General features: G+C 41.2%; 20 protein-coding genes and 1 riboswitch. Of the genes, 5 read left to right on the top strand and 15 right to left on the bottom strand.

Translation table 11 applies throughout. The features are described from left to right. The first annotated feature begins 46 nt into the window (after positions 1 to 46). The 3 genes from H7F25_RS00750 to H7F25_RS00740 all read left to right on the top strand — a co-directional run bounded on the left by H7F25_RS00750 (position 47) and on the right by H7F25_RS00740 (position 2,327). A complete protein-coding gene (locus tag H7F25_RS00750) occupies positions 47 to 1,324 on the top strand; it encodes an Nramp family divalent metal transporter (RefSeq protein WP_073203919.1) in 1,278 nt (425 codons plus the stop codon). Between the two features lie 71 nt (positions 1,325 to 1,395). After that, positions 1,396 to 1,965 (top strand): GNAT family N-acetyltransferase, encoded by a 570-nt coding sequence (locus H7F25_RS00745; protein WP_024427358.1) that lies wholly within the window; start codon positions 1,396 to 1,398, stop codon positions 1,963 to 1,965. 98 nt (positions 1,966 to 2,063) lie between these two features. After that, positions 2,064 to 2,327: a hypothetical protein gene (locus H7F25_RS00740; RefSeq protein ID WP_008346966.1), complete on the top strand. Its 264-nt coding sequence runs from the start codon at positions 2,064 to 2,066 to the stop codon at positions 2,325 to 2,327. A gap of 40 nt (positions 2,328 to 2,367) precedes the next feature. Here the strand turns inward: H7F25_RS00740 and H7F25_RS00735 are convergent, their stop codons facing one another. The 15 genes from H7F25_RS00735 to H7F25_RS00665 form a co-directional block, all read right to left on the bottom strand. Next, positions 2,368 to 2,592 (bottom strand): hypothetical protein, encoded by a 225-nt coding sequence (locus H7F25_RS00735; protein ID WP_024425367.1) that lies wholly within the window; start codon positions 2,590 to 2,592, stop codon positions 2,368 to 2,370. An 83-nt stretch (positions 2,593 to 2,675) separates the two neighbouring features. Next, positions 2,676 to 3,377: an endonuclease V gene (locus H7F25_RS00730; protein WP_122631582.1), complete on the bottom strand. Its 702-nt coding sequence runs from the start codon at positions 3,375 to 3,377 to the stop codon at positions 2,676 to 2,678. A gap of 13 nt (positions 3,378 to 3,390) precedes the next feature. After that, a complete protein-coding gene (locus tag H7F25_RS00725; protein ID WP_122631452.1) occupies positions 3,391 to 3,837 on the bottom strand; it encodes a toxin-antitoxin system YwqK family antitoxin in 447 nt (148 codons plus the stop codon). Next, a complete protein-coding gene (locus tag H7F25_RS00720) occupies positions 3,827 to 5,533 on the bottom strand; it encodes a T7SS effector LXG polymorphic toxin (RefSeq protein ID WP_260627227.1) in 1,707 nt (568 codons plus the stop codon). The genes H7F25_RS00725 and H7F25_RS00720 overlap by 11 nt, the downstream gene beginning before the upstream one ends. 232 nt (positions 5,534 to 5,765) lie before the next feature. Next, a complete protein-coding gene (locus tag H7F25_RS00715; RefSeq protein WP_185854115.1) occupies positions 5,766 to 7,487 on the bottom strand; it encodes a pyruvate oxidase in 1,722 nt (573 codons plus the stop codon). Positions 7,488 to 7,554: 67 nt separating this feature from the next. Then, positions 7,555 to 9,381, bottom strand: a complete 1,827-nt coding sequence (locus tag H7F25_RS00710) for an APC family permease (protein ID WP_185854114.1) — start codon at positions 9,379 to 9,381, stop codon at positions 7,555 to 7,557. A gap of 112 nt (positions 9,382 to 9,493) precedes the next feature. Next, positions 9,494 to 9,638: riboswitch (cyclic di-AMP (ydaO/yuaA leader) on the bottom strand. Between the two features lie 69 nt (positions 9,639 to 9,707). Then, positions 9,708 to 11,795 carry a cellulose biosynthesis cyclic di-GMP-binding regulatory protein BcsB gene (locus H7F25_RS00705; RefSeq protein WP_185854113.1) on the bottom strand — a complete coding sequence of 696 codons (2,088 nt, stop codon included), beginning with the start codon at positions 11,793 to 11,795 and terminating at the stop codon, positions 9,708 to 9,710. Positions 11,796 to 11,799: 4 nt separating this feature from the next. Beyond that, entirely contained in the window at positions 11,800 to 13,023 is a 1,224-nt protein-coding gene (locus tag H7F25_RS00700) for a glycosyltransferase family 2 protein (protein WP_249117556.1), read from the bottom strand. A 37-nt stretch (positions 13,024 to 13,060) separates the two neighbouring features. Then, positions 13,061 to 14,773: a DUF2334 domain-containing protein gene (locus H7F25_RS00695; RefSeq protein ID WP_185854111.1), complete on the bottom strand. Its 1,713-nt coding sequence runs from the start codon at positions 14,771 to 14,773 to the stop codon at positions 13,061 to 13,063. Continuing rightward, on the bottom strand, positions 14,763 to 15,614 hold the full coding sequence (locus H7F25_RS00690; protein WP_185854110.1) for a GGDEF domain-containing protein: 852 nt from the start codon (positions 15,612 to 15,614) through the stop codon (positions 14,763 to 14,765). Before H7F25_RS00690 ends, H7F25_RS00695 begins: the two co-directional genes overlap by 11 nt. After that, entirely contained in the window at positions 15,595 to 16,677 is a 1,083-nt protein-coding gene (locus H7F25_RS00685; RefSeq protein ID WP_185854109.1) for a glycosyl hydrolase family 8, read from the bottom strand. Before H7F25_RS00685 ends, H7F25_RS00690 begins: the two co-directional genes overlap by 20 nt. Before the next feature lie 196 nt (positions 16,678 to 16,873). Beyond that, positions 16,874 to 19,060 carry a DNA topoisomerase III gene (locus H7F25_RS00680; RefSeq protein ID WP_024427348.1) on the bottom strand — a complete coding sequence of 729 codons (2,187 nt, stop codon included), beginning with the start codon at positions 19,058 to 19,060 and terminating at the stop codon, positions 16,874 to 16,876. Positions 19,061 to 19,132: 72 nt separating this feature from the next. Further along, positions 19,133 to 20,188, bottom strand: coding sequence for a tartrate dehydrogenase (locus H7F25_RS00675; RefSeq protein WP_185854108.1), 1,056 nt, complete (start codon positions 20,186 to 20,188; stop codon positions 19,133 to 19,135). Between the two features lie 98 nt (positions 20,189 to 20,286). Further along, complete coding sequence (locus H7F25_RS00670; RefSeq protein WP_185854107.1) at positions 20,287 to 21,219, bottom strand: DMT family transporter; 933 nt, start codon at positions 21,217 to 21,219, stop codon at positions 20,287 to 20,289. Continuing rightward, positions 21,209 to 22,036 carry an AraC family ligand binding domain-containing protein gene (locus H7F25_RS00665; protein ID WP_185854106.1) on the bottom strand — a complete coding sequence of 276 codons (828 nt, stop codon included), beginning with the start codon at positions 22,034 to 22,036 and terminating at the stop codon, positions 21,209 to 21,211. Before H7F25_RS00665 ends, H7F25_RS00670 begins: the two co-directional genes overlap by 11 nt. Positions 22,037 to 22,189: 153 nt before the next feature. On the opposite strand from H7F25_RS00665, the gene H7F25_RS00660 reads away from it, so the two are divergent. Both H7F25_RS00660 and H7F25_RS00655 read left to right on the top strand, forming a co-directional pair. Further along, entirely contained in the window at positions 22,190 to 22,864 is a 675-nt protein-coding gene (locus tag H7F25_RS00660; RefSeq protein ID WP_185854105.1) for a GntR family transcriptional regulator, read from the top strand. A 129-nt stretch (positions 22,865 to 22,993) separates the two neighbouring features. Further along, on the top strand, positions 22,994 to 23,290 hold the full coding sequence (locus H7F25_RS00655) for a DUF3817 domain-containing protein (RefSeq protein WP_008347156.1): 297 nt from the start codon (positions 22,994 to 22,996) through the stop codon (positions 23,288 to 23,290). Positions 23,291 to 23,317 lie beyond the last annotated feature (27 nt).

The raw sequence follows: 23,317 nt of genomic DNA, 5'->3' as shown, positions 1-23,317 counted from the left end.
ACTTTTTGTGCCCAAGCAAAACTTTGTAGAATCTAGGTGATGACATATGACAAACAAATACATCGAGGCACAGGCACACATGTCAGCGGCAGCTGAGCGTGCACTTGAAGGTAAGGTCAAAGGATTTAGAAGGCTTCTTCCTTTTCTAGGCCCTGCTTTTATCGCAGCCATTGCATATATTGATCCAGGGAATTTTGCCACCAACATTGCGGCTGGCTCTAAATATGGATATCTTCTCTTATGGGTCATTCTCATATCAAATCTCATGGCGCTGCTCATCCAATCCTTATCCGCAAAGCTTGGAATAGCGACAGGGAAAAACTTACCTGAAATCGCACGTGAAGAGTTTCCAAAACCCGTCTCCATCGGTTTATGGATTCAGGGAGAACTCGTTATTATTGCCACAGATTTAGCTGAGTTTATTGGAGCGGCACTTGGTTTATACTTGCTCTTTCGGATTCCTTTGCTTGAAGCATCTATTATTGCAGCCATCGGATCATTTGCGATTTTAGAATTGCAAAGACGTGGATATCGAGCATTAGAAGCCGGCATCACCGGCATGCTGTTCGTTGTTGTGATCGCTTTCGCTGTGCAAACCTTTGTCGCCAAGCCTGATATAGGAAGTGTCGCAGGCGGGCTTTTCATTCCAAAATTTGAAGGCACAGATAGTGTACTGCTTGCAGCTGGAATTTTAGGTGCCACTGTGATGCCGCACGCGATCTATTTACATTCAGCATTAACCCAAAGAAGAGTCGTCGGCAGAACGGAAAAGGAGAAAAAACAGATTTTCCGCTTTGAGTTTTTAGATATCCTCATTGCGATGCTAGTCGCTGGAGCCATCAATGCCAGTATGTTGATTGTGGCAGCCGCTCTATTTTATAAAAATGGTCTCTTTGTTGAAGATCTGGATGTTGCGTTCCAGCATTTTAGCACACTCGCAGGTCCTGTATCAGCTATCTTATTTGGTGTAGGCCTGCTTGTAGCCGGACTATCCAGCTCTTCTGTCGGTACATTGTCAGGCGATATCATTATGCAGGGTTTTATTCAATACCGCATTCCACTTTATGTCCGCCGGCTGATTACCATGATTCCCCCTATTGTGATCATTGCATCTGGGGTGAATCCGACATCCGCACTTGTGATGAGTCAGGTGGTCTTATCCTTTGGTATTGCCTTTGCTTTAATTCCGCTCATTTTATTTACAAGTAAAAAACGAATTATGGGCGAATTAACGAATGCCCGCTGGGTAACAGGAATATCTTGGGTGATAGCAGCTCTTGTTGTCGCACTCAATCTCTTTTTAATTGTGGATACATTTATGTAAAAGACAGTAGTGATGCTGTCTTTTTCTTTTCATATGGTTATGGTAAAATTCCCCTGAGAGGATGTGGGCACATGTTTTTTTATCAAGATCAAGAGATATCCATGCGGCTGCTTGAGCCAAGAGACGCACGAAGTCTATATTTGCTCATTCAGCGGTCAAGAGAGCATTTACGTGAATGGATGCTTTGGGTGGATTCAACGAAAACAGAAGAAGACAGCATGGCGTTCATTCAAGGCGCAATGCAGCAAGCCATGCAGAACAACGGTTTTCAAGCGGGCATCTGGTCACATGGAGAACTTGTCGGGATCATCGGCACCCACCAAATTCATTGGATCGACAGAACTGTTTCAATTGGCTATTGGCTCGGAGAAGGCTATCAAGGAAAAGGCATTATGACAAAAGCGTGCAAAGCAGTCATTCATTATTTATTTGAAGATTGTGGACTGCACCGCATTGAAATCAGGGCTGCTGTCGATAACCTGAAGAGCAGACGCATCGCAGAGCGATTATCCTTTTCGCTTGAAGGCATTTTGAGACAATGTGAATGGCTGGGCGACCGCTTTACGGATCATTGTGTATACGCCCTTTTGCAGCCTGAATATATGAAAGAAAAAACGCATTCTATGAATCAGCCCACGTAATTGTGTCGATTGCATGAATTATTTTACAAAGTGAAGCTTTGTAGTATCGATTGCGATCAGCATCTGATAAAATAGAAGGAAAAATCGAGGTATGAAGTATGTCTCTTATTATTTTATTTTACTTATGGATTGTCCCATTATTATTTGGCATTTTCTTCTCATTCTTAACAAAGAAAGCCACATACAAACGCCGCTTTGTCCCATCATATAGCATGGCAGGACTCAGCATCGTTTTTCTTATTCTGGCACTTGTCTTTTCAGCCAGTCATTTTCTATTCATTTGCGGTATGTTCCTATTTGCCACCACCCTTGTCGGCACAGGCATCCCTTTATTTTTAGCCTTTACAAAAACACCATCATAAACAAAAACCACCTTTTCGCAATGGAAAGGTGGTTTCTTTTTTATTGATTTGGCATTCTGTAAGTCACAGTGGCATCTTGATTGGCTTCAATTACTTTCACAATGTCTTGAAGGATCTCTGCTGCACGATCGTTTGAGTCATACTTACCGAGCGTCTTGACCCAAGTATCGCTTCCTGCGATCATCCCTTCAATCTTTTTGCCGGCTACTGTGATTTCGTGGACATGAACGAAACTTTGCTGGTTTTGTGTGAAAATCCATAGCATGGTTTTAGCTCCTTTTTTGTGGTGATTGAATGTCGTTAGCCCTTTTCAATACAGCTAAAAAATGTGCTATTTTTACACTTTCCCTATTCTTTTGTTAATAAATCTTTTCGAATAGCATGTGTCTCAATATCTGCAAACCTTACGGGTATTGGTAATCTACTGTTTTTATCAATCAGTTTCATAATAATTTTTGTAGTTGTATCTAAATCAATCCAATTCCCACATGAAATAAAAATAGGCTTAACATTCACTCTGGTTCTGAGGACTCTTCCATATATTTCGTTATTTATAATAATATCTGTGTATGCATTTGTTTTATTTTGGGGCATGGTAAAATCTACACCATTAATTTTCAAATAACTTTTTGCGACTCCAATGGTAGGCTTATTTAAGAAGAAAGACGCCTGTGTAGCAATGCCCATGTGTCTATAATGTAAATAACCATTTCCATCAAATATATAGACATCTGCTTGTTTCGTCAGTTTTTTTACTGCATCTTTAATTAATGGCATTTCACGAAAAGCAAGAAAACCTGCTATATAAGGAATCCTTATTTCTCCATGGCTATGCACTTTTTCTATGATTTTTTTTTCTATCAAATCATAGACGACGATACAACAAACACCGCTCGTTTTTCCATGCATATCAAAATAAGCTACATCTACACCTGCTATAAACCTTATGTTCTCAAGTTGAAAATTATTTTTCAATTGCACTTTAGGCAAGAGCGCTTTTTGTTCATTTTTAAATTTTTCTAATAAATCATTTATTTCATCATTATTCATAAGATCCACACGACTAGCTGTTGAATTTTTCGGCATATTTTAAGTCGGATTCACTAGGTTCTGCCTTTTTCTCTACAACATTTCCACTTTCATCATACTTTATATAAGTCATCTCTCGACCAGCAACACATTCAGATTCATACTTTTTCTTTCCATTTTCAAAAAACTCAACTTGATAGCCGTCGGCTGCATTTTTACTCATATGACCTATTTTCTTAATATTCCCATTTGAATAGAATTCAACATACTTTCCTTGTTTAACTCCTTGTTCAACATAGAAATAACTCTCAATATTCCCATTTTCATATATATCATATGCTAATCCTGTAAAAAGTTCTTCTTTACCATCCTCCGTAATTTCCACTATTGCTAGTTCATAAGGGCCTCCATATTCTAAACATTCTTCAAACTCAGTGCCATTCTCTAAAATAAATTCTTTTTGCAATATATCATTTAACATTTTTAGGAACCTCCGTGATAATTTTAGATCCATCCGTAAGATAAGCACAATGAGGACACCTTGGAAACATCATTCCAGCCGGTTTCACTCTACTCTGACCTGTCCTAACAACATTCAAAATAAAATTATCCAAACTAGCATCCGGATTAGCCTTTAAGGCCTTATTTAAGGCGATCACTTCTGCATGTGACCCCGCACCTTTTGTAAATGTATATGAATCTATAACCTCTTTTGGCATTCTATCATATTTGGCATTTATTAAGGGATGGAAATCTGGTAACTTTCCATCATAATCATTTATTGCATATGAATATTTCCCAGTCTGCTTATCATAAACTCCAGCAAAGGCAGGGCCCATTTTCTTCTTGCTAATGCCAGTTTCTTTTAATTTATTTAGTTCTTTCACCGTTTCTCCGCGTAAATTAATTCTTTCATTTAATTCTTTTGAATCGATCTTTCCATATTTATTTCTCAAATAATCAATTCGACTTGTCGCGTTCTCTTTAATCCCCATCTTCCCATGAAACCCTTTCGCCCCAAACGGCAAAAGCATTCCAAGCGCCGCGTTCATACTTGCCTCCTGCTGTTCTTTCGAGATCTTATTTCCAAACATGTCTCGGCCTGTAATTGCTTCGCTGAAGCCGTTGGTGGCGGTGAGGCCGTATAAACCTTTTTGGGATGTCTTTAGGGCGTCAAAGGATTTTTGTGATGTCTTGTAGATATCGACTGCCCTGACTGCGGCTGATGTGGCTTGGGTGGTTTTATAGACTGCTTTTCCGCCTTTAAAAATGCGGCCTGCCCAACCCACGATAGGGATGTAGCCGGCTGCTGCCATGCCGCCTGCCGCGACTCGCTGTCCTGCGGTGAGTTCCTCGCCTGTGATTGGATCAACGCCTGTTGCGGCACGTTTTGCATCGTTCACGCCGGTCAGTTCATTCACGATGTTTCCACCATAATCGAGGGCTTTTTCATACCAAGGGCGGTTGGCGAGTGCTTCTTGTTCCTTTGCGATTTCGCGGGCTTCTTCTTGTTCTTTTTTGATTTTCAGATATTCAGCAGTTTGCTTCTCAATATCGCTTTTTGCCTTGTAGATTTCGCTATTTTGATAGGCTTTCTTGTCAAAATTCATAGGCGAAATCGCTTTTCCGTCATTTGTCGCATTCATCATTTCAGCGTACAATGCCATTGTAGCTTGCTGTTCCGTCTCTGACAAAGCATATTCATCTTTTAAATTTTGATCAAGCTCTCTTAGTTCTTTGACCGTCTTTTTTCGTTCATCTTCCGCATCCTCTATTTTTTCATCAAAGGTTTGACTATCAAATACCTCTAGAGAAATGAGGTCATCAATGTCTTGAAAAATCGTTTTGAGTGCCTTTTTTTGATCCTTCACAATGCTTTTGGCATTCTTGATGCCCATATGTACTGCGTTATCTAAAAAGTGTTCTTCTACAAAGGTATCGCCGCCAAAGCTCGTATCATCCAGTGTCCCAGAAACACCTTCATGAAAGGCTTTTTGTTTATCAATGAAGCTGATAAACATGTCTACATTTCCAGCAAGCTCTTTATAGAAACTTTTAATATTATCTGCACCTTTCCCAGTGAAATCATCACCGAGATTGGCCACACCTTGTAATGCCTTTTTTAAATCTACCATTTGTTCGCGGAGTTCCTGGTAGTGTTTTGCCCTTGTGTCCATGGCACTGGTTAGTGCTTTTGCATCAAGTATCTTGCCCAGAAGAAGTCACTCCCTCCATTATTGATCATAAAGTCTATTTTACCTTTCTCAGCGAATTGGAAAAATAGGCTTTAAGTTACAAAAATAATTTCCAAATATTTTTAGAGGGAATAAAACAAGTGATAATTGAAATATTTTTTCCTTTCAGCAAAAAAAAGTCAGTCCTCTTTTGAGAGGACCGACTACATTTTGTTTAGAAAAAGCGTTTTAAACTTTTCTTGAGTGGAGGGATATCCAACTCGCCTTTTTCAAAGAATTTTTTCAGTAAGTACTTACTAAAACCGGCTGCTTGTGTGTACGTAATTTTCCCAGGTAACGGCGGTTCATTGGTGACAGCAACATCAATAATGACGGGTTTATCAGATTGAAAGGCTTCACTAAAAGCTGGAGCTAGTTCTTCATGTGATGACACGGAGATTCCTTTGCCGCCGCATGCTTCTGCAAACTTAGCAAAATCAATATCTTCCAGCTCTATACCATAATTGATGTTTCCTTTTACCTGTTGTTCATATTCAATCATTCCAAGGTTGTTGTTGTTTAAGATCACAACAACGATTGGCAGTTTATATTTTACCGCTGTCACAAAGTCTTGCATGACCATTGTGAAGCCACCATCACCGCAGACAGCAACCGCTTGACGATTCGGTTCATTTAACTTAGCAGAGATCGCTCCAGGCAAACCACAGCCCATTGTGGCAAGCCAGCTGGAGATGATGAAATCCTGCTGTTTCATTTCGAAATGGCGGGCCATCCATACGGTTACATTCCCTACATCTACAGAAAGAATGGCGTCGTCTTCAACTGCTTCTTCTAGTCTAGCAATGACTTGCTGCGGTTTAAGCGGTGATGTGGCAACGGATTTTTCCTTATCCATTTCTTCTCGCCATTTCATCATATGCTCTGTACAAGCTTCAAGGAAACCACGCTGCTCTTTATATTCAATGTAGGAGGTCAGTTCCTGCAAACCACTCTTGCTGTCACTCACGATCCCTACGTCTACTGGATATCTTTTACCGATTTGATCTGGTTTAATATCCAGTTGAATGGCAGGTGTGTCCTCTGGTAAGTAGTCTCTATATGGAAAGGAAGTTCCAAGCATAATTAAGAGATCACACTCTTCCATCGCTTCATAAGCTGGCTTCGTTCCAATTTGACCTAGGTTTCCTAAAAAGTATGGATGCCTGTCTGGCACAACCCCTTTTGCAGGAAGTGTGATGACGATAGGTGCAGCAGCCTTTTCTGCAAATGAAAGAAGCTCTTCTTTTGCATTTCGTAATCCTTTACCTGCTAAGATGACTGGCTTCTTCGCATTGTTAATTAGCTGTGCTGCCTTTAGCAGTTGATCTTTCTTTGGACGTACTTCTCCCTCAACATAAAGAGGAGATGTATAAACTGGCTTACGCTTAATTTTTTGAGAAAATAAGTCATCTGATACGGTGAGAACAGCCACCCCTTTATGGGTATAAGCTGCTTTAATGGCTTGATTCAATAAATCAGGCAGCGCTTCTGCTGTTTGTACCTGCTGATTAAAGACAGCGACGTCGTCAAACATCCGCTCTAATTTGATTTCTTGAAATGTGTCTCTTCCTACTTCATTCGACGCAACCTGCCCTGCAATTGCTAAAACGGGTGCGCCATCTGCTTTTGCATCGTATAGTCCATTTAATAAGTGGACAGCACCCGGTCCAGCGATGGATAAGCAGACACCGAGCTTACCTGTTAGTTTGGCATCAGCCGCCGCTGAGAGTGCCGCCACTTCTTCATGTCTCGTTTGTATAAATTGTATTTGGCTTGATTCATGCCTAAGCTCTTCAATCAATTCGTTTATGCTGTCGCCGGGCATTCCATAAATATGTTTTACGCCCCACTCTTCCAGTAGCGCTGTTACTTCTTTTCCTGCGGTTCTTTGCGGCATGTGAGAAAACTCCTTTTTTCTTACTCCATACCACCGCACCCTTTTGATCAAACGTTTCAACTTGCTGCTACTTTTTAAAATGATATGGAAGGGTGGCGACCACAATATCCCGTTTCCATAATAGACGGAATCTTAATAAAAAGGCAGATTGGTTATGCAAGATCGTATGCCATCTTTTTTTCGGGATAAATTGAGGCACAAGCACCATCACTTTATATTGATGCGCATTTGCTTTAGCCTCAACCGTTTCAAGAAATTTATCAAGCGGATGAATAAGACTTCGATAAGACGAATGCAATATCACAAGCCGCACACCGCTGTTCAGTTTTTCCCAATCCGCTTCAATTTTCTTATCTTTTTCTTTATCAAAAGATACATGAACTGCTATGACTTGCTCTGATAAGGATTTTGCATATTGAACAGATTGCTCAACGACACGTGTTACTCCTGCTATTGGCACGATGACCACATTTCCTTTAATCTCAACAGGCTCTGTTTCATTCATTAAACGCAGTTGTTCTCCGACAGACAGATAATGCTTTTTTATGGAATGAAAGATCAATAGCACAATTGGCATGAAAACAAATACTGGCCATACAAGATGGAACTTGGTCAAAATGAGAATCATGAGAACCGTGAAAGAAATCAGTGCTCCGACTATATTGATAGGCATTTTCGTTTTCCAGCCCTGCGGTTTTTCACGAATCCACTTCACACACATACCGGTCTGTGACAAGGTAAATGGAATAAATACACCGACAGCATATAGCGGAATGAGGTGTTCCGTTTTCCCATCAAACAACCAAATGAGCAGCATAGAAGCTACACCTAAAAAGATAATGCCATTAGAGTAACCGAGTCGATCCCCTCTTACTGTAAACATGCGCGGCATATATTTATCCTTTGCTAAGTTGACCGCCAATAAAGGAAAGGCGGAAAAGCCGGTGTTTGCCGCTAATATCAAGATTAAAGCTGTGACAGCCTGAATGACATAATAGAAAAATGTACGTCCAAATGTATCTGATGCAATTTGTGATACAACCGTTTCTTCTGGCTTTGGTGAGATGCCAAAACCAAACGCAAGCAATGTCACACCCACAAATAAAACAGCTAGTAATCCACCCATCATCAATAATGTTCTCGCTGCATTTTGTGCAGCTGGTTTTTTAAAGGATGGAATGGTATTTGAAATGGCTTCTACCCCAGTCAGTGCTGAACAGCCAGACGAAAATGCTTTTAATAAAAGAAATAATGTAATGCCAGGTACATGTGTGCCGATCGCTGTATGCTCAGGTGCTGGAGGCACACCTCCTGTTAATAATTTAAAGCCGCCGACTCCAATTAATATAAGGAGTGATATGACAAACAAGTATACGGGATAAGCCAAAATAGATGCCGATTCTGTCAATCCACGAAGGTTAAGCACCATGATCAAAATGACCAATATAATTGAAATCAGCACATGATATGGGTATAGTGCCGGAAAAGCCGATGTGATGGCATCGGTACCCGCTGATATACTCACTGCTACAGTCAGAATATAATCTACAAGCAATGATCCGCCAGCGACCAGTCCTGGCTTTTCACCTAAGTTTCTGCTAGAGACGACATAAGCCCCTCCGCCTTCTGGATAAGCATAAATAATTTGACGGTAAGATAAAATTAACGCCATTAAAAGAATTAATACACAACCTGCAATCGGGAGTGAGTACCAAAATGCTGCTGCACTAACAACTGAAAGAACAATCAAGATTTGTTCTGTACCATATGCAACGGATGACAATGCATCTGATGACAATAATGCCAACGCTTTGATTTTTGATAGTTTTTGTTCTCCTGCTGCCTGTGATTTTAATGGTTTCCCAATTAAAATACGCTTCATCAAACTGTACATGTGATGCCCGCTCCTTTAGTGTCAAACGATTTAAGTTACAAAAGATAGATCGCCAAAAAGACACAGAGGCAATAGAATGCCCCTGCGTCTATTGTTTAGATCACAGGTTGGTCTTTGCTCTCTTTAACGCTTACGAGGTTAGCTGACGGATTCGGGCGCATGAGACTTTGCCCTACCTAAAAAGGATTCACCCCACGTGGTGTCCTGCACCACTAATGGTTCCCCCGCTCATTGAAATGATTCAGCGATTGGTCTTTTATAAAAGAGATCATACTCCCGTTTGACACCAAAGTAAAGACATTTTTTCAAGGTCTTTTGATCGTTTATCAATCAGTCTTTTTGCGGTTTTTTCGCACGAAATAAATAATCAGCCCGACCACAAAAATAATCAGCGCAGCGATACATGCAAAGTAAATCCAAGAATCATCGATGCCTTGCTTTTCATCTTTTTGGAGATCATTTGTTGTGCTGCTGACCGTTTGATGATTAGAGAACATGTCTTTGTTTTTGCTCTCGATTGCGACTGTTGCCGTTTCCGTATTTGTTTGCAGGAAATGAAGCACTTCATGTGAAAGATCAGCGTCAGCTGCATTCATTCCTGAAAAGACGGTCATTGTCTGTTCTTTATTCCATACAGATGGCTGCGTCCATACGATACGAGCAGTCGTTTCGTTGATCATGCCAAAGGAGGATACATCATACTGATCCTTTTTCACTGGAACGATGAGATCGTCTGCCTTTTCTTTTAAAAGAGAGAATGTTTGAATGCCCCCGATGAAAATGAGAGAGTGATCTTTCAATTGATCATTTGTCACATTTGAAGCTTTGATCAAATGATATTGGGCAGCTTCCGGCTGACTAAATGATTCTGTCAGCATCGCCGTTTGATTGATCGTTTCTTGCTTGATTTGATCTGGAATGACGATCAATGTTTTTCCTTGCTGCGTTTTTGATGTGAAAGGAAGCGGCCATGCGGCTAAATCCGGTGTATCACTAGTCGTACCTTCTGGTATTTGAAGAGAGCTGTTCTTATCAATGTAAATCCAGCCTTCTTCATCCGTATGTCTGCAGGATTCCATGTTTTTAAAGCCTGTAGTAACAAATTGCAAATCAATATATTCGTTCTTTTGGAGTACTTGTGAATCTACTGGAATTGACACATGATAGAATCCATTCTCATCTTTGTTTCCTAGTTTTGTTAACGGTACATCGTGTGGTTCGTTATTGATCATGACTGTTAAGCGTTCCGCTTTGTTCGCTATATCAGATTTTTTAAATGATAGATTTAGCTTTGCACCTGATTTTTGATTAGCGATCAATGCCTTCGGATAATAGTAATGTTCAGACGACGTTTTCTTGGTTCCAACTGTGACATCCTCTCCACCGAAATCTTTTAAACGAATTTGATGAGATGGTTTTGATGCTTTAGCCGTAACCTTTTGAAGCAGTAAATCGCTACCAGTGAGCTGACCAGTCAGTTCTGGTTGAGTTAGGACATTGATTTTTTCAGCAATTGTTTTTGGCTGCTTAGCAGTGACAAATAAAATAGGCTGTTCTTTTTTCTTTCCTGTCAAGGTTCTCACCGCTAATGTGAGCTGATTGCTTGCTGTTTTCATTTTCGCAGCTTGCTCGATCGATTTTACTCGTCCATCCCAGTTTCCTTTTGCTCCCACAGCAATGGTTGGATGCGCGATTTGCTTGATGTCCTTTTCTTGGACAATTTTGAGGTCTGCTTGGCGGTCTTTGTTTTTCAACGTACGGTATATTTTCATAGCCGCTTCTAATTCAGCTGCTTCCGGTGAATTTGGAATCACAATATCTGTTTGTTCTTTCTGATCACCTGTTTGAATGAAAGGTGAAGGGAAGCTGTCTAACGTCACGTCTTTCTTTTGGGTTCCTTTGAAAGCCAGCTCACTTTCAGGATATACTTTCAGCCAGTTGGCAGGTGTCTCTTGGTTGATACACACACCTTCTTTTAACACGCCATAAAATGCGAGCTGAATTTGATGAGAACCTTTTTTCAATTGCGATTTGCTCAATTTGATTTGAATTGATTTCTTTTGGTTTTTCCCTGATACGAGAATGGTCTTTTCAATCTCTCCATCGATCATGACTGTGAACGAAGATGGCGAAATAAGTAATGGTGAAGCCTCTATATTCAATGTAAAGGTGCTAGACTCTACTTTTTCTTTTTCTATTTGATAGGAAAATTCAGTGCCGTCTTCTTGTCCATACAAGGTCACTACATCTTCTGATAAATGCAGCGTTTCTGTCTGGCTTCCTTTAGATGAGCGAATCCAGTCATCTTTCACTTGTACTCGATTTGATTGCGCCATTGCTTGACCCGCCATAAAAAAGGGCTGAATGGCAAGGGATATCACCAATATAAAAATCATCCATTTTACCGATTTCAATTTGTCACCCGCTTTTCTTTTGTTGTTGATCGTAACGCTCGGTTTTGTACCATTTCACTTCTTGTTTGAATAATCGGCTCTTTGCCTCTACACATAAGGAGTACACGACTAGCGCAATCCATACTTGAGAATAAGTGAAGTACATGAGTGCCACGATGAGTATATTTTGTTTGGTGAGCTCTGTTTTCTCAATGCTTAATGTAATCATCACTTCTGTTAGAAAGAGGAAGAAGGCCAATCCCCACAGGATCAGTGCAACAGCTCCTACAGATAAGTGAAGGTCAACAAATAGGTTCACGATAAAGATGCCATTTGAGAGCAGGACACCGAAGAAAAATAAGAAATACGTAAAGAAGAAATAAAACAAATCGAAAATCATTCGTTTTCGTTTCAGCTTCATAAACTGCTTTAAAAATTTGAGTACAACATATTGATTGCCTCGTGCCCAGCGCGTTCTTTGCCGCCACCAGACCTTCCATGTCTCAGGCTCTTGTTCCCATGTAATCGCAGCCGGGAAAAATCGAATGACATAGCCAAGGTTATAGACTCGAATCGTTAATTCAGTGTCCTCAGCCAACGCATGAACATCCCAGCCGCCAAGCTCTTCTAAAATGTGCCGGCGGATGGCGAAGTTGGTGCCTGGTATTGTCGCAATACCAAACCACTTCCATCTTCCGCCCTGCGCCATCCATTGGAAGCAGATGGTCTCAATATTAATAAATTTGGTCAGGAGATTTTTGGCTGCATTGATAACCCTGAATTTCCCGACAACAGCGCCTGCCTTCGGGTCATTCAATAAACCAAGAACCAAATGATAGACGGCCTTTTGTTCAGGCATGTTATCTGCATCGTATACGCAGATGACTTCTCCTGTTGAAGCCTTTAAGCCTTCATTCAGTGCAGTGGATTTTCCCTTTCCTGCAAATGGCGGCTTCGTTTCAATCATATGGACATGATCATATTGCTCACTGAATGATTTCACGATATCCCCTGTGCCATCAGAGGAATTGTCATTAATCACAATGATTTCAAGAAAATGTTTAGGATAGGATAGCTGGACCATTGCTTTTAGCGTTTGCCGGATGACAACTTCTTCATTATGAGCAGGAATTAGAATGCTGACGGTCGGCAGCTCTTTCCCTTGTTTCGTCCATTCAGGCAGCACTTTTTCGTAGGTCAGGTAGTGCTGAAAGCCGCCCTGCATGAGAAACATATGGTATAGGAGCATGATCCAAATCAATATTAATGAAAGATAAAATAAGACATCAGCCACCCAATTTTCTCTCCTTAAAAATTCGTTTTTTCATTGTCAGCCTTAAATACAATGTGTAAAAAGCAAATGCCGCAATAAACAGCATCACCACGACTGTTAGAATTCGCAGCATATTTTCCATGCCGCTTCGTTTGACTGTTGTGGTTTCCGCTCTATTGGATTGTTCTACTTGAATATGTCCATTCCCTGATGTTTTGATCTGTACATGTGATGTTTGGACTGTTTGTTTTGTTTTCTTTAAATCCAGCCATTCACTAGAAGGAATTGCATCCATCAGCGTCATCAGATTCTGCAATCCAGTTATTCCGGATTCCACATCATAGGACAGCCCGATTGCGGCTGATTGAAGATGCTGGATGGATTGAATCTTTTGTTCTGTTAAAATATTTGAACCTTCTTGGTCAGATGCTGGCTCTACTAATTGCTGAGGATATAAGGTCATGCCATGAAGGATGGCGGGCTTCGTCACGAGTGGCGGAGCACCGGCTGTTTTCCACGTATGGTCCGACAGCTGTACCTGTCCAAACAGACTGGACACATGCCTTGATATCACTTCATAGCCTTGTTGAGATATGGCATCATGCGGCACCTCGAATGCCAGTGGATAGAGACCTTGCTGCGCAAGAAACTCAATACCTTTTGTCAGTTTTTCTTCTGTATAGATGGTTTCTTGCTGCTGATTCGATCTCGTATAAGCATGGAAGTCTTTTTCATTCGAAAAATGGCTTTCACTTTGCTTCTTCTCGGCTTTTTTTGGGTCATTTGACGTAATGGACTGATCATTCTTTGCATCCCAGAACTCAAAGTCCTGACCAGAATCCTCTGTTCGATACGTACGGCTAAATCCATGAAGAATAATGCTGGCTCCATTACTTTGCAATTGTTTTAACACTTTTACGAGCTTCGGGCGGTCACTCAGTGTCACTTCATCGCCTGTTGTTCGATCCACCCAAACAGGGGTTACCGCTATCAGAAACGGGATATGCCGAGTGGATACATATTGTCCAAGCTCAAGCAGCTTCTTTTCGTCAGTGACAGGACTGATGTTCCCAAGCCTTAAGTACTTTATGGTCAGCTGATTAGAAGAAGGCAGGTTTTTTTCTAGCACTTCTGCAAGTAGCTCGCTGTGCTGCACGACATTTAAGATTCCAATATAGGCGGCACCTTCCTTTGTTTGAATCACAAATGGAAGAGCAGCTTTATGTTTCTTCAATAAAAATTCCTTTTGCAAGTCTGCCCCTTGAACCGTTAACGCACTGATTCTTTTCTCTAGCTGACGGTAAGTGGGATCATCTGTATATTTAATTTGACTTGTATGATCTTGTTTGTGAAAAGTAAGCTTGGAGAATGGGCGAAGCTGTTCCGCATTATATCCAATAGCTATTACCTTCTGTGCTTCGTTCATCATACGAAGGGTCTGCTTCGGTAAGGTTCTTTTTACTTCCCCTAGATAGATGACTTGCTGAAATTCGCTGATCTTCTTTTCAGCCAAATGTTCATCAGATACAATCGTCGTCTGTTTGGAATAATGTCCGGCGAGTAGATCCAGCATATGCACTGCTGGAGTCGCTTCTCCCGATTCTGTTGAATAAACGATCAGGGTATCTGGCTTGGCAAGAGCGTCGGCTGAAGCCATGTATTGAAACGAAAGAATGAAAAAAAGAGCCATCATCAAACAGCATTTCATCAAAGAATTAAAGTTCATTCATCATCATCTCTTTTTCTAGTTCTTCTAAAAATTGCTCTGGCGTATGATAATCCGAACTGCTTGTTAAATGACAGACATGAAAAGTTAGGGTGACTTCACGACCGTTTAACAGCACATGCTTTTGCAATTTATCTTTTAGCTTCTCAAGGACGACAGAGACATTCTCTTCTGGTGTGTGAGTAAGCAGCAATCCTATTCGTTCTTCGGATAATCGAAATTTCTTATCAGTTTCTCTGACACTTTCGCGAATCTTGATACTTAATTGCTGAAATAGGTGCTGCATTTCTTTTTCTCCATATAATGATTTGAATTCCGCTGCATAATGGATATGAAGAAGGATAAAAACGAATGGCTGTTTGTAGCGTTCTGCCCGTTTCATTTCCTCGGATAATTCCAGCTTCATCCGATCTGCATTGTCAAATCCAGTTGTCGAGTCAATCGCCACAAATTGTTTCATCGCCTGCTTTTGTTGTTCTATGGTGTGACGCATCGTCTTGATTCGCTCATGCAAGCTTCCTGCTGAAATCGCGAAAAAGAGAAGAGCTGCGCCCCAAACCACCACATCCTGCAATGTTTGATTGGAAAAGAAGGGATTTGTGTGGCCAAGCTCTGTAAAGAACATAGCACTTCCTATAAAGAACAACATCAGCAAAGTAAAAAATAATGCTGGTAAGATGCCAAATAAAATCCCGCATCCTAACACGACAAAAGTCAGTGTGATCATCAAAAAGCTCTCTGCATCATGTACACCAAGGTAGCCCATAAATAAAATAAGACCTGCAAACGTGAGGAGCAGAGAATAATATAAACGATACGTATTACTGAATAACCGATTCATTAAAAAGCTCCCTTTCTGCAATGAGAGGCAATAAGTTGTCAAATGAGTGTGTGTCTTTTTCGTTCATGTACCCTCCATAATAATCCTCGAGAGGATCTTGAATTTGTAATTCTTTCATGCGGTCATACACCTCTTTTGCGAATTCCGGTTCGTTTCGTTTAAGAGCATACAAGATGACTAGCGCATATACAGAAGGAGATTCATACGTCACTGATGGCTGCAATGTGCTCAGTTTATATCTACCGTACAGCTTTCCTTCTTTTTTAAAAGTCGTTTTAAGCCATTTCATGATCGCGGACGTATTCACCTTTGCACGATCGGCATGTAGAGCCGTATAGAGTTGATCAATCATATTGATTTCTCGATCAAATGAATAGGCTTTTTTCTTTATGTCATAGGATTTAGGAAAGAATCCTTTTTTTCTCGGTGCTTGTTTTAGAATGGTCAATTGGTTACTCGTCATTTGTGTCGTGAATATTTTGAGGGATTCCAATTCTTTGATTGCTTTTGGGTCTAAATATGAGAGTGTGATTGTGTGTGAAGTTCGATTTGTTGATGCATCATAATAATCGGACAAGATGCCCCTATACATATTCTTGTCTTTTAACGCTTGTGCGATTTCTTTTGCTGTGGTTTGATACGCTGCATTCTTCCATAAACGATCTGCCTTTTGAAGTGCCGCCACTACCCGTAAATCATCAACTAAAGCATTAGCCTTACTTTTTTGATCAGATTCGATTTGCCAGCTGAGAAGATGATGGTCTAGTAAAAATTCATCTTGCAGGACACCAAATTGTTGGTCAAAAGAATTTTGGTCTTTTTTTCGAACAAGATAATCCATCCAAAGCCCAAGCGATTCAGATAAGTAGATATGCTGCTCTGCAAATGAAGTGCGAATCATGCCTTGATCTGTCATGAGGTGATGAGTGATAAAATATTCTCCAGGCAATACAGGCTGTGGAGATACTGGATCAGCTGATTCCTTCTGCTGTTCCCAGGTACATCCGCCTAATAAAAAAACAATGAGTAAAACAATAGCCGTGCGATGTATGGCTGTAACCATTCGTGTCCCTTTCAACTCCCGTTCTCTTAGCATTCCAACGATTTATTATAGATTGTTTCTGTTTAAATTTAAATAAATATTTTATACCAAATTACGAGTCTTTTCGCATAGACATTCCCATTTTCAGAAAAACAGTATGCCGATATGCTTGATTACATTGGAAAACCCATGCGTTTCCGCATGGGTTTTTATAATACTATTGATCTAATTTTAATTTCTTTAATTGCTCAGCCAGTGCGTTATTGATTGGTTCTTCCACTTTCTTTTGTTTCTTCATATATTTAGACACATCATGCTTACTGGCTCTCTTTTGATTGGATTGTGATTTGCGTTTTTCAAAAACAGACAGTTTTTCTCTATGACCACACACACAAGCAAAGATTTTGCCATCGCCTTCTCCGCGCAGCTCGAGCTTTTTATGACAGTTCGGGCAGCGTGCGTTTGTTTTCTTCGCTACATTTTTACGGTGGCCGCATTCTCGGTCTTGGCACACGAGCATTGTGCCATGTTTTCCGTTCACTTTCAGCATAAGTTTTCCGCAGTCCGGACAATGGGTGCCAGTGACATTGTCATGCTTAAAGGTTTGGTTCGTCTGTTTGATTTCAGATACGGCTTGTTTTGCATAGGACTTCATTTCACTCATGAATTGAGAAGCCTTCAGCTGTCCTTTTGCGATTTTAGAAAGCTTTTGTTCCCACTCCGCTGTTAATGCTGGAGACTTTAAGTCTTCAGGCACTAAGGAGAGCAGCTGCTTCCCTTTCGATGTGATGAAAATATCTTTGCCCTTTTTCTCGATTAAGAAGCTGTTGAACAGTTTTTCAATGATATCGGCTCTTGTGGCTACTGTCCCTAGTCCGCCTGTTTCACCAAGGGTTTTCACTAAGTCCTTTTCCTGATTCTGCATAAATGCCGCAGGGTTCTCCATAGCAGATAGCAGGGTTGCTTCATTAAAACGGGCAGGAGGTTTCGTTTCTCCTTTTGTTTCTTTCAGCTGGCGCACTTCAAGTGATTGCCCTTCGGAAAGTACCGGCAGATGCTGATCTGCTTCAGCTGATTCCTCGTCTTCATAGGATTCATCATACACGGCTTTCCAGCCGGCTGATTGCACGGTTTTTCCTTTTGCTGTGAATGTTTCACTGCCTATTTTGGCGATCACCGTTGTTTCCTCGTATTCAAAAGGATTCATGAGTACAGCAAGGAATCGTTTGGCAATAAGATCATACAATTTACGCTCTTTATCACTTAATGCACCAGGATACAGCTCTTCTTCGGTTGGAATGATCGCATGGTGATCTGACACTTTTGCATCGTTGACGAAGCCTTTGTGCGCTTTCACACCTGATTGTAAAATGCGGTTCACATGCTGAGCGTACGGTCTGACATTCATTCCTTTTAATCGATCTTTTAATGTAGGAACGATATCCGCTGAAATAAATCGTGAATCTGTACGCGGATATGTCACAAGCTTATGCTGCTCATACAACCGCTGAAGCGTAGACAAGGTTTCTTTCGCTGAGAATCCGTAGCGTTTATGCGCATCACGCTGCAATTCAGTGAGGTCGTACAGCCCTGGGGCAAAAGCTTTTTTCGCTGTTTTTTTCAATGCATCGATCACTGCTGGTTTTCCTTTGCAGCCTGCCAAACGCTCTTTTATGACATTCTCTTGGAATGTGCGGTTTTGCTTTGTTTTGGCATCCTGCCACGTCAAGGTAAGTCCATCTACTTGTGCAGTCATTCCATAAAACGGCTTCGGCTGGAATTGCTGAATGTCTTCTTCTCGTTTGGCGATCATGGCAATCGTTGGTGTTTGTACCCGTCCGCAGGAAAGCTGTGCATTGAATTTGGTCGTCAGCGCCCTTGTTGCGTTGATCCCTACAATCCAGTCTGCCTCTGCACGTGCAACCGCTGAGCGATACAGATTATCATATTCTCTGCCGTCTTTTAGTCGTTTGAAGCCTTCTTGAATGGCTTTGTCCGTAACAGATGAGATCCATAGTCGTTTTAGGGGCTTTTTCACATGTGCTTTTTCAAGAATCCATCTTGCGACAAGCTCCCCTTCACGTCCAGCATCTGTTGCGATGACAATGTCTTTTACATCTTTTCTTGCAAGCTGTGCTTTTACTGCTTGAAATTGTTTACCTGTCTTTTTCATGACGACAAGCTTTAGCGGCTCTGGAATGATCGGCAAATCCTCTAAACGCCAGGATTGAAATTCTTTTCCGTAGCCTTCTGGATCAGCCAGGGTAACCAAATGGCCAAGGGCCCACGTTACAATGTATTGATCTCCTTCTAAAAAACCATTTCCTTTTTTATGACACTTCAGTACACGTGCTAAGTCACGTCCTACTGAAGGTTTCTCTGCTAATACAACTGTTTTTGACACTAGATTTCACATCTCTTTCTTCTATCCATCCTTTTATTATAGCAGACGTGGAGAAGTGGTTCTAATGACGGATTATTTCTTCAAGCGCGTGATGATTTCGTTTGTGATTTCTTGTGTTTGATAAGCCCCGCCGATGTCTGCCGTTAAAAAGCCGTCTGCTGTGACTGACTCGATGATTTCGAGCAGGTGTGTACCCAGTTCTTCCTCACCGAAATGATCAAGCATGAGTTTAGCGGTCCAAATTTGACCGATTGGGTTGGCGATTCCTTTTCCTGCAATGTCTGGGGCTGATCCGTGTACAGGCTCAAACATGGATGGATATTTGCCATTCACATTGATGTTGGCGGCAGGCGCCACGCCAATACTTCCCATAATCGCAGCCCCAAGATCAGTTAAAATATCGCCAAATAAATTGCTGGCAACAATCACATCGAATTTCTCTGGTCTTGTCACAAAGAAGGCTGAGAGCGCATCAATGTGCTGCGATTCTGCTGTCACCTCTGGATAATCCTTTGCTACGTCTTGAAACACTTCATCCCAAAATGGCATTGTATGAACAATTCCATTCGATTTGGTTGCACTTGTCACATGCTTTCGTCTTTTTTCTGCTAATTGAAAGGCAAAATGCATGGCTCGCTCTGTCCCTTTTCTGGAGAAAACAGCATTTTGAATGGCAAGCTGATCTTCCCCTTGATAGATGCGGCCTCCGATTTCACTATATTCACCTTCACCGTTTTCTCTTACAACAAGAAGATCGAAATCCTTTGGCTGAGCAAGCGGGGAGCGAATACCGCTCAGCTGTTTTGCAGGTCTAACGTTAATCACCTGCTCAAATTCACGTCTAATTTTAATGAGCAATCCCCAAAGTGATACATGATCCGGCACTAAATTGGCATCTCCGACTGCCCCTAAGAAAATGCTGTCAAAGGCTTTCAGTTGATCCAATCCATCTTTTGGCATCATTTCGCCATGCTCTAAATAATATTCACAGCTCCACGGAAAATCCTGAAAGTTGAAAGACAGACCGCCATGCACCTCTGATATCGCTTTCAAAACTCGAATGGCTTCAGGCACAACTTCCTTTCCAACCCCGTCTCCTGGTATTGCTGCAATTGAAACATGCTTCATTGATTTTTCCCCCTTCATCATCAGTCGACCGTCGACCATTTAATTCGAGTTTACTAGAGAGTGTCTGTTCTTACAATGGACAAAAGACGCTTTTTTGATCAAAGCGCCTTTTTATCCTGCATCAGCACACGGGGCTTCTGTTTCTTTCTTCCCGTACTTTTTTTATCTGAAAGCAGCAAACCTCCTAAGGTCAGTGCCGTTCCAAGCGCAGACATGAAGGTCAATCTCTCGTGAAGAACGATCATTGAAATGACCATCGTAATAATGGGCACTCCGTAAATATACACACTCGATTTCACCACACCGAGCGTTTTCACAGAAAAGCTCCATGTCAGAAAACAAATGGCAGATGCGAAAAGGCCTAAAAACAGTAAATGGAAGGCAAACGATGGATTCGTCAATCGTTCCCAGTCTAAACGAATTTTAAAATGCCAGATCAGTGGAATCATCCATAGCAGTCCGTAAAAGAAGACACGCCTTGTTACCTGAATGATATGGTAGCCATATTGGTTGATCATCTTCGATAAAATGGAATAGAATGCCCAGACGATGGTAGCCGTTAAAGCTAACGCATCACCGAGTGGATTCAATTGAAACGTGGTCATTCCATTCATGCTGATCAGCACGATTCCCGTCATTGCGATGAAAAAGCCTATGAAAAACCGGCTGTGCAGCGGCTCATCTTTTAATAAAAAATAAGCCAATAAAAAGGAGAAGAATGGGACAACGGAGCTGATGACACCTGCATTTGAAGCGAACGTATAAGTAAGTGCGACATTTTCTAAAAAGTAATATAAGACCACACCGCATAAACCTGCCAGCGCAAACATCCCTTCATGCTTTTTACTTCGCACCTTCATGGTGACTGGATAGATGATCATCAGAGCCAAGTACCCTATAAAAAAACGGAAAAATAAAATCTCTGTTGGAGAAAAAGCCGTTAATAATATTTTGGTAGAGATAAAGGTAGATCCCCATAAAAAAATGGTGAACATGGCCGCCAAATGACCAAGTAGCTGTTTATTTTTCATCAGCAGTTACCTGCTTTACAAAAATTTGCTGATACTGCCCTGGCGTAAGCCCAATAAATTCCGAAAAGAAATGTGTCAAATGACTTTGATCAGAAAATCCAGCGGCCGCAGCCGCATCTACAGGCTTCACTCCTTGGGCGAGAAGCTCCTTCGCATAGTTCACCCTGACTGTCTGTAAATAACGATATGGCGTGATGCCTCTGAACTTTGTAAAAGCACGCAGCAATGAATATTTGTTCATGGACACAAGCTCACCTAAGTCATCTAACGAGATATTTTCCGTGAGGTGTGTTTCGATATATTGCTGTACGTCTTGGACTTTTTGTTCGTTGGCATGTGCGGGTGATGCTTTTTCCTCTGATGTATGAGCATAGGCTTCAATCAATTGTTTCATAAAGAAATAGAAGGTTTCCTGTTTATTCAAAGCAGGAGCTTCTTCTGTGATCATTTGATGTAGATCATATAATGGCTTTGTTAGTTCACTTTGTGAAAACACAGGGGCTTTAAAATGCGGTTTGTGCTGAAAGACCTTCTCTAGCACCTCTGCTTCAATATTTAAGCAGCGATAATCGAGTGTCCTGTGATCAATTTGTTCACATGCGTGATTATCATACGGATTGAAAAGAAGGATATCACCCTTTTCAATGATGTATTCTTGATTTTGGCAGATCAAACGTCTTTGACCATCTTCAATAAATCCAATCACATAATATGTATGAAAATGATTCGGGAACTTTTGCATGATGCCATGAAAGCGATACGCTTCTATTTGCAAGTTTTGATCAAAATGTACAGTTCGTTCCTCTTGTGTGTTCATGTCGATCCCTCTTTTCACTGAACTGATCATAAGTGTAGCACACCCTTTTTCTCTTGGATTGTACGATATTGACTTTTCGATGCAGGCTTGCCTAGAGGGAAGAACTTGGATAACATGAGACAAAAGATGATGTATAAAAGAGGGAACGATGGAATGAATTCATTCGAGTTGGAAAAACCAGCACCGTATCACATGCAATTTTATGAACAGCTGAAGCAAATGATTTTTGATGGCCAGTTTCAGCCAGGCGAGCGCATCAACGAAACACAGCTTGCCAAGCAATTTGGCGTAAGCCGATCACCGGTAAGAGAGGCCATGAGGCTGTTAGAAAAAGACGAGCTTTTAATCGCGGATCATCGCTCAGGCTATTCCGTCTATACGTTAACAGAAAAAGATGTTGAGGAGCTTTATCAAATTCGGGTGGCCTTAGAAACACTTGCTGTTGAGCTTGCCTGTAGGGAAGCCTCGCAAAGAGAAATGGATGAAATTGAGAAGGTTCTCACGCAGGCGGATGAAGCGATCAAGCAGCAGCTGCCATCTAAAGAGATCGTCCAGTTACATGAAGCCTTTCACCAAAAAATCATTTTAGCGAGTCACAATGACCGTTTATCCAAACAATTGAATCACGTGAATGCACTCATTCACTATTGCCGCATCTTCCATTTTAGCGGCGGGGCCCGTGCTGAAACCATTCAAAGGGAGCATACAGCCATCTATTCTGAAATAAAAGAGCGCCGCTCCACAGAAGCGGTTCAAGCAATGACAGAGCATTTATTACATGATGTCATGCACTTAAAGCAAGTACTCTCTAAAACAAAGAAAGAGTAAAGGACTTTTCCCATTTTTTAAGCATTCCATGAACATATTTTGAATTTTTCGTAGATTTCAGCATGTCCAGACGATCTTTCGTTTATATTAGAAGATGAGAAACTAGCTTTTATACAGGAGGATTTGTATATGCATACAAGTATTAGCCGTCTTCGACAGGCGGGTTTTATTGAGGGTATGTCTCTTTTAACCCTTCTTTTAATTGCCATGCCTCTAAAATATTTTGCGGATATTCCGATGGCAGTCACTATTGTAGGCTCTCTTCATGGCGCATTGTTTGTCATCTATATGCTCATTTTGGCATATGTGACTTTTAAAGTTCGCTGGCATTTGAAATGGTCCATCGCTGGTTTTTTTGCGGCTTTCATTCCTTTCGGTAACTTCGCCTACGATAAGGTGCTCCGCCAATATGATACAAAAGCTTAATCAAAAAGGGCTAAAACAACATTCGTT

This window comes from Bacillus sp. PAMC28571 (assembly GCF_014250435.1).
GTDB classification, from domain to species: Bacteria; Bacillota; Bacilli; order Bacillales; family Bacillaceae; genus Bacillus; species Bacillus safensis.
This window is presented reverse-complemented; position numbering and strand designations above follow the sequence as displayed.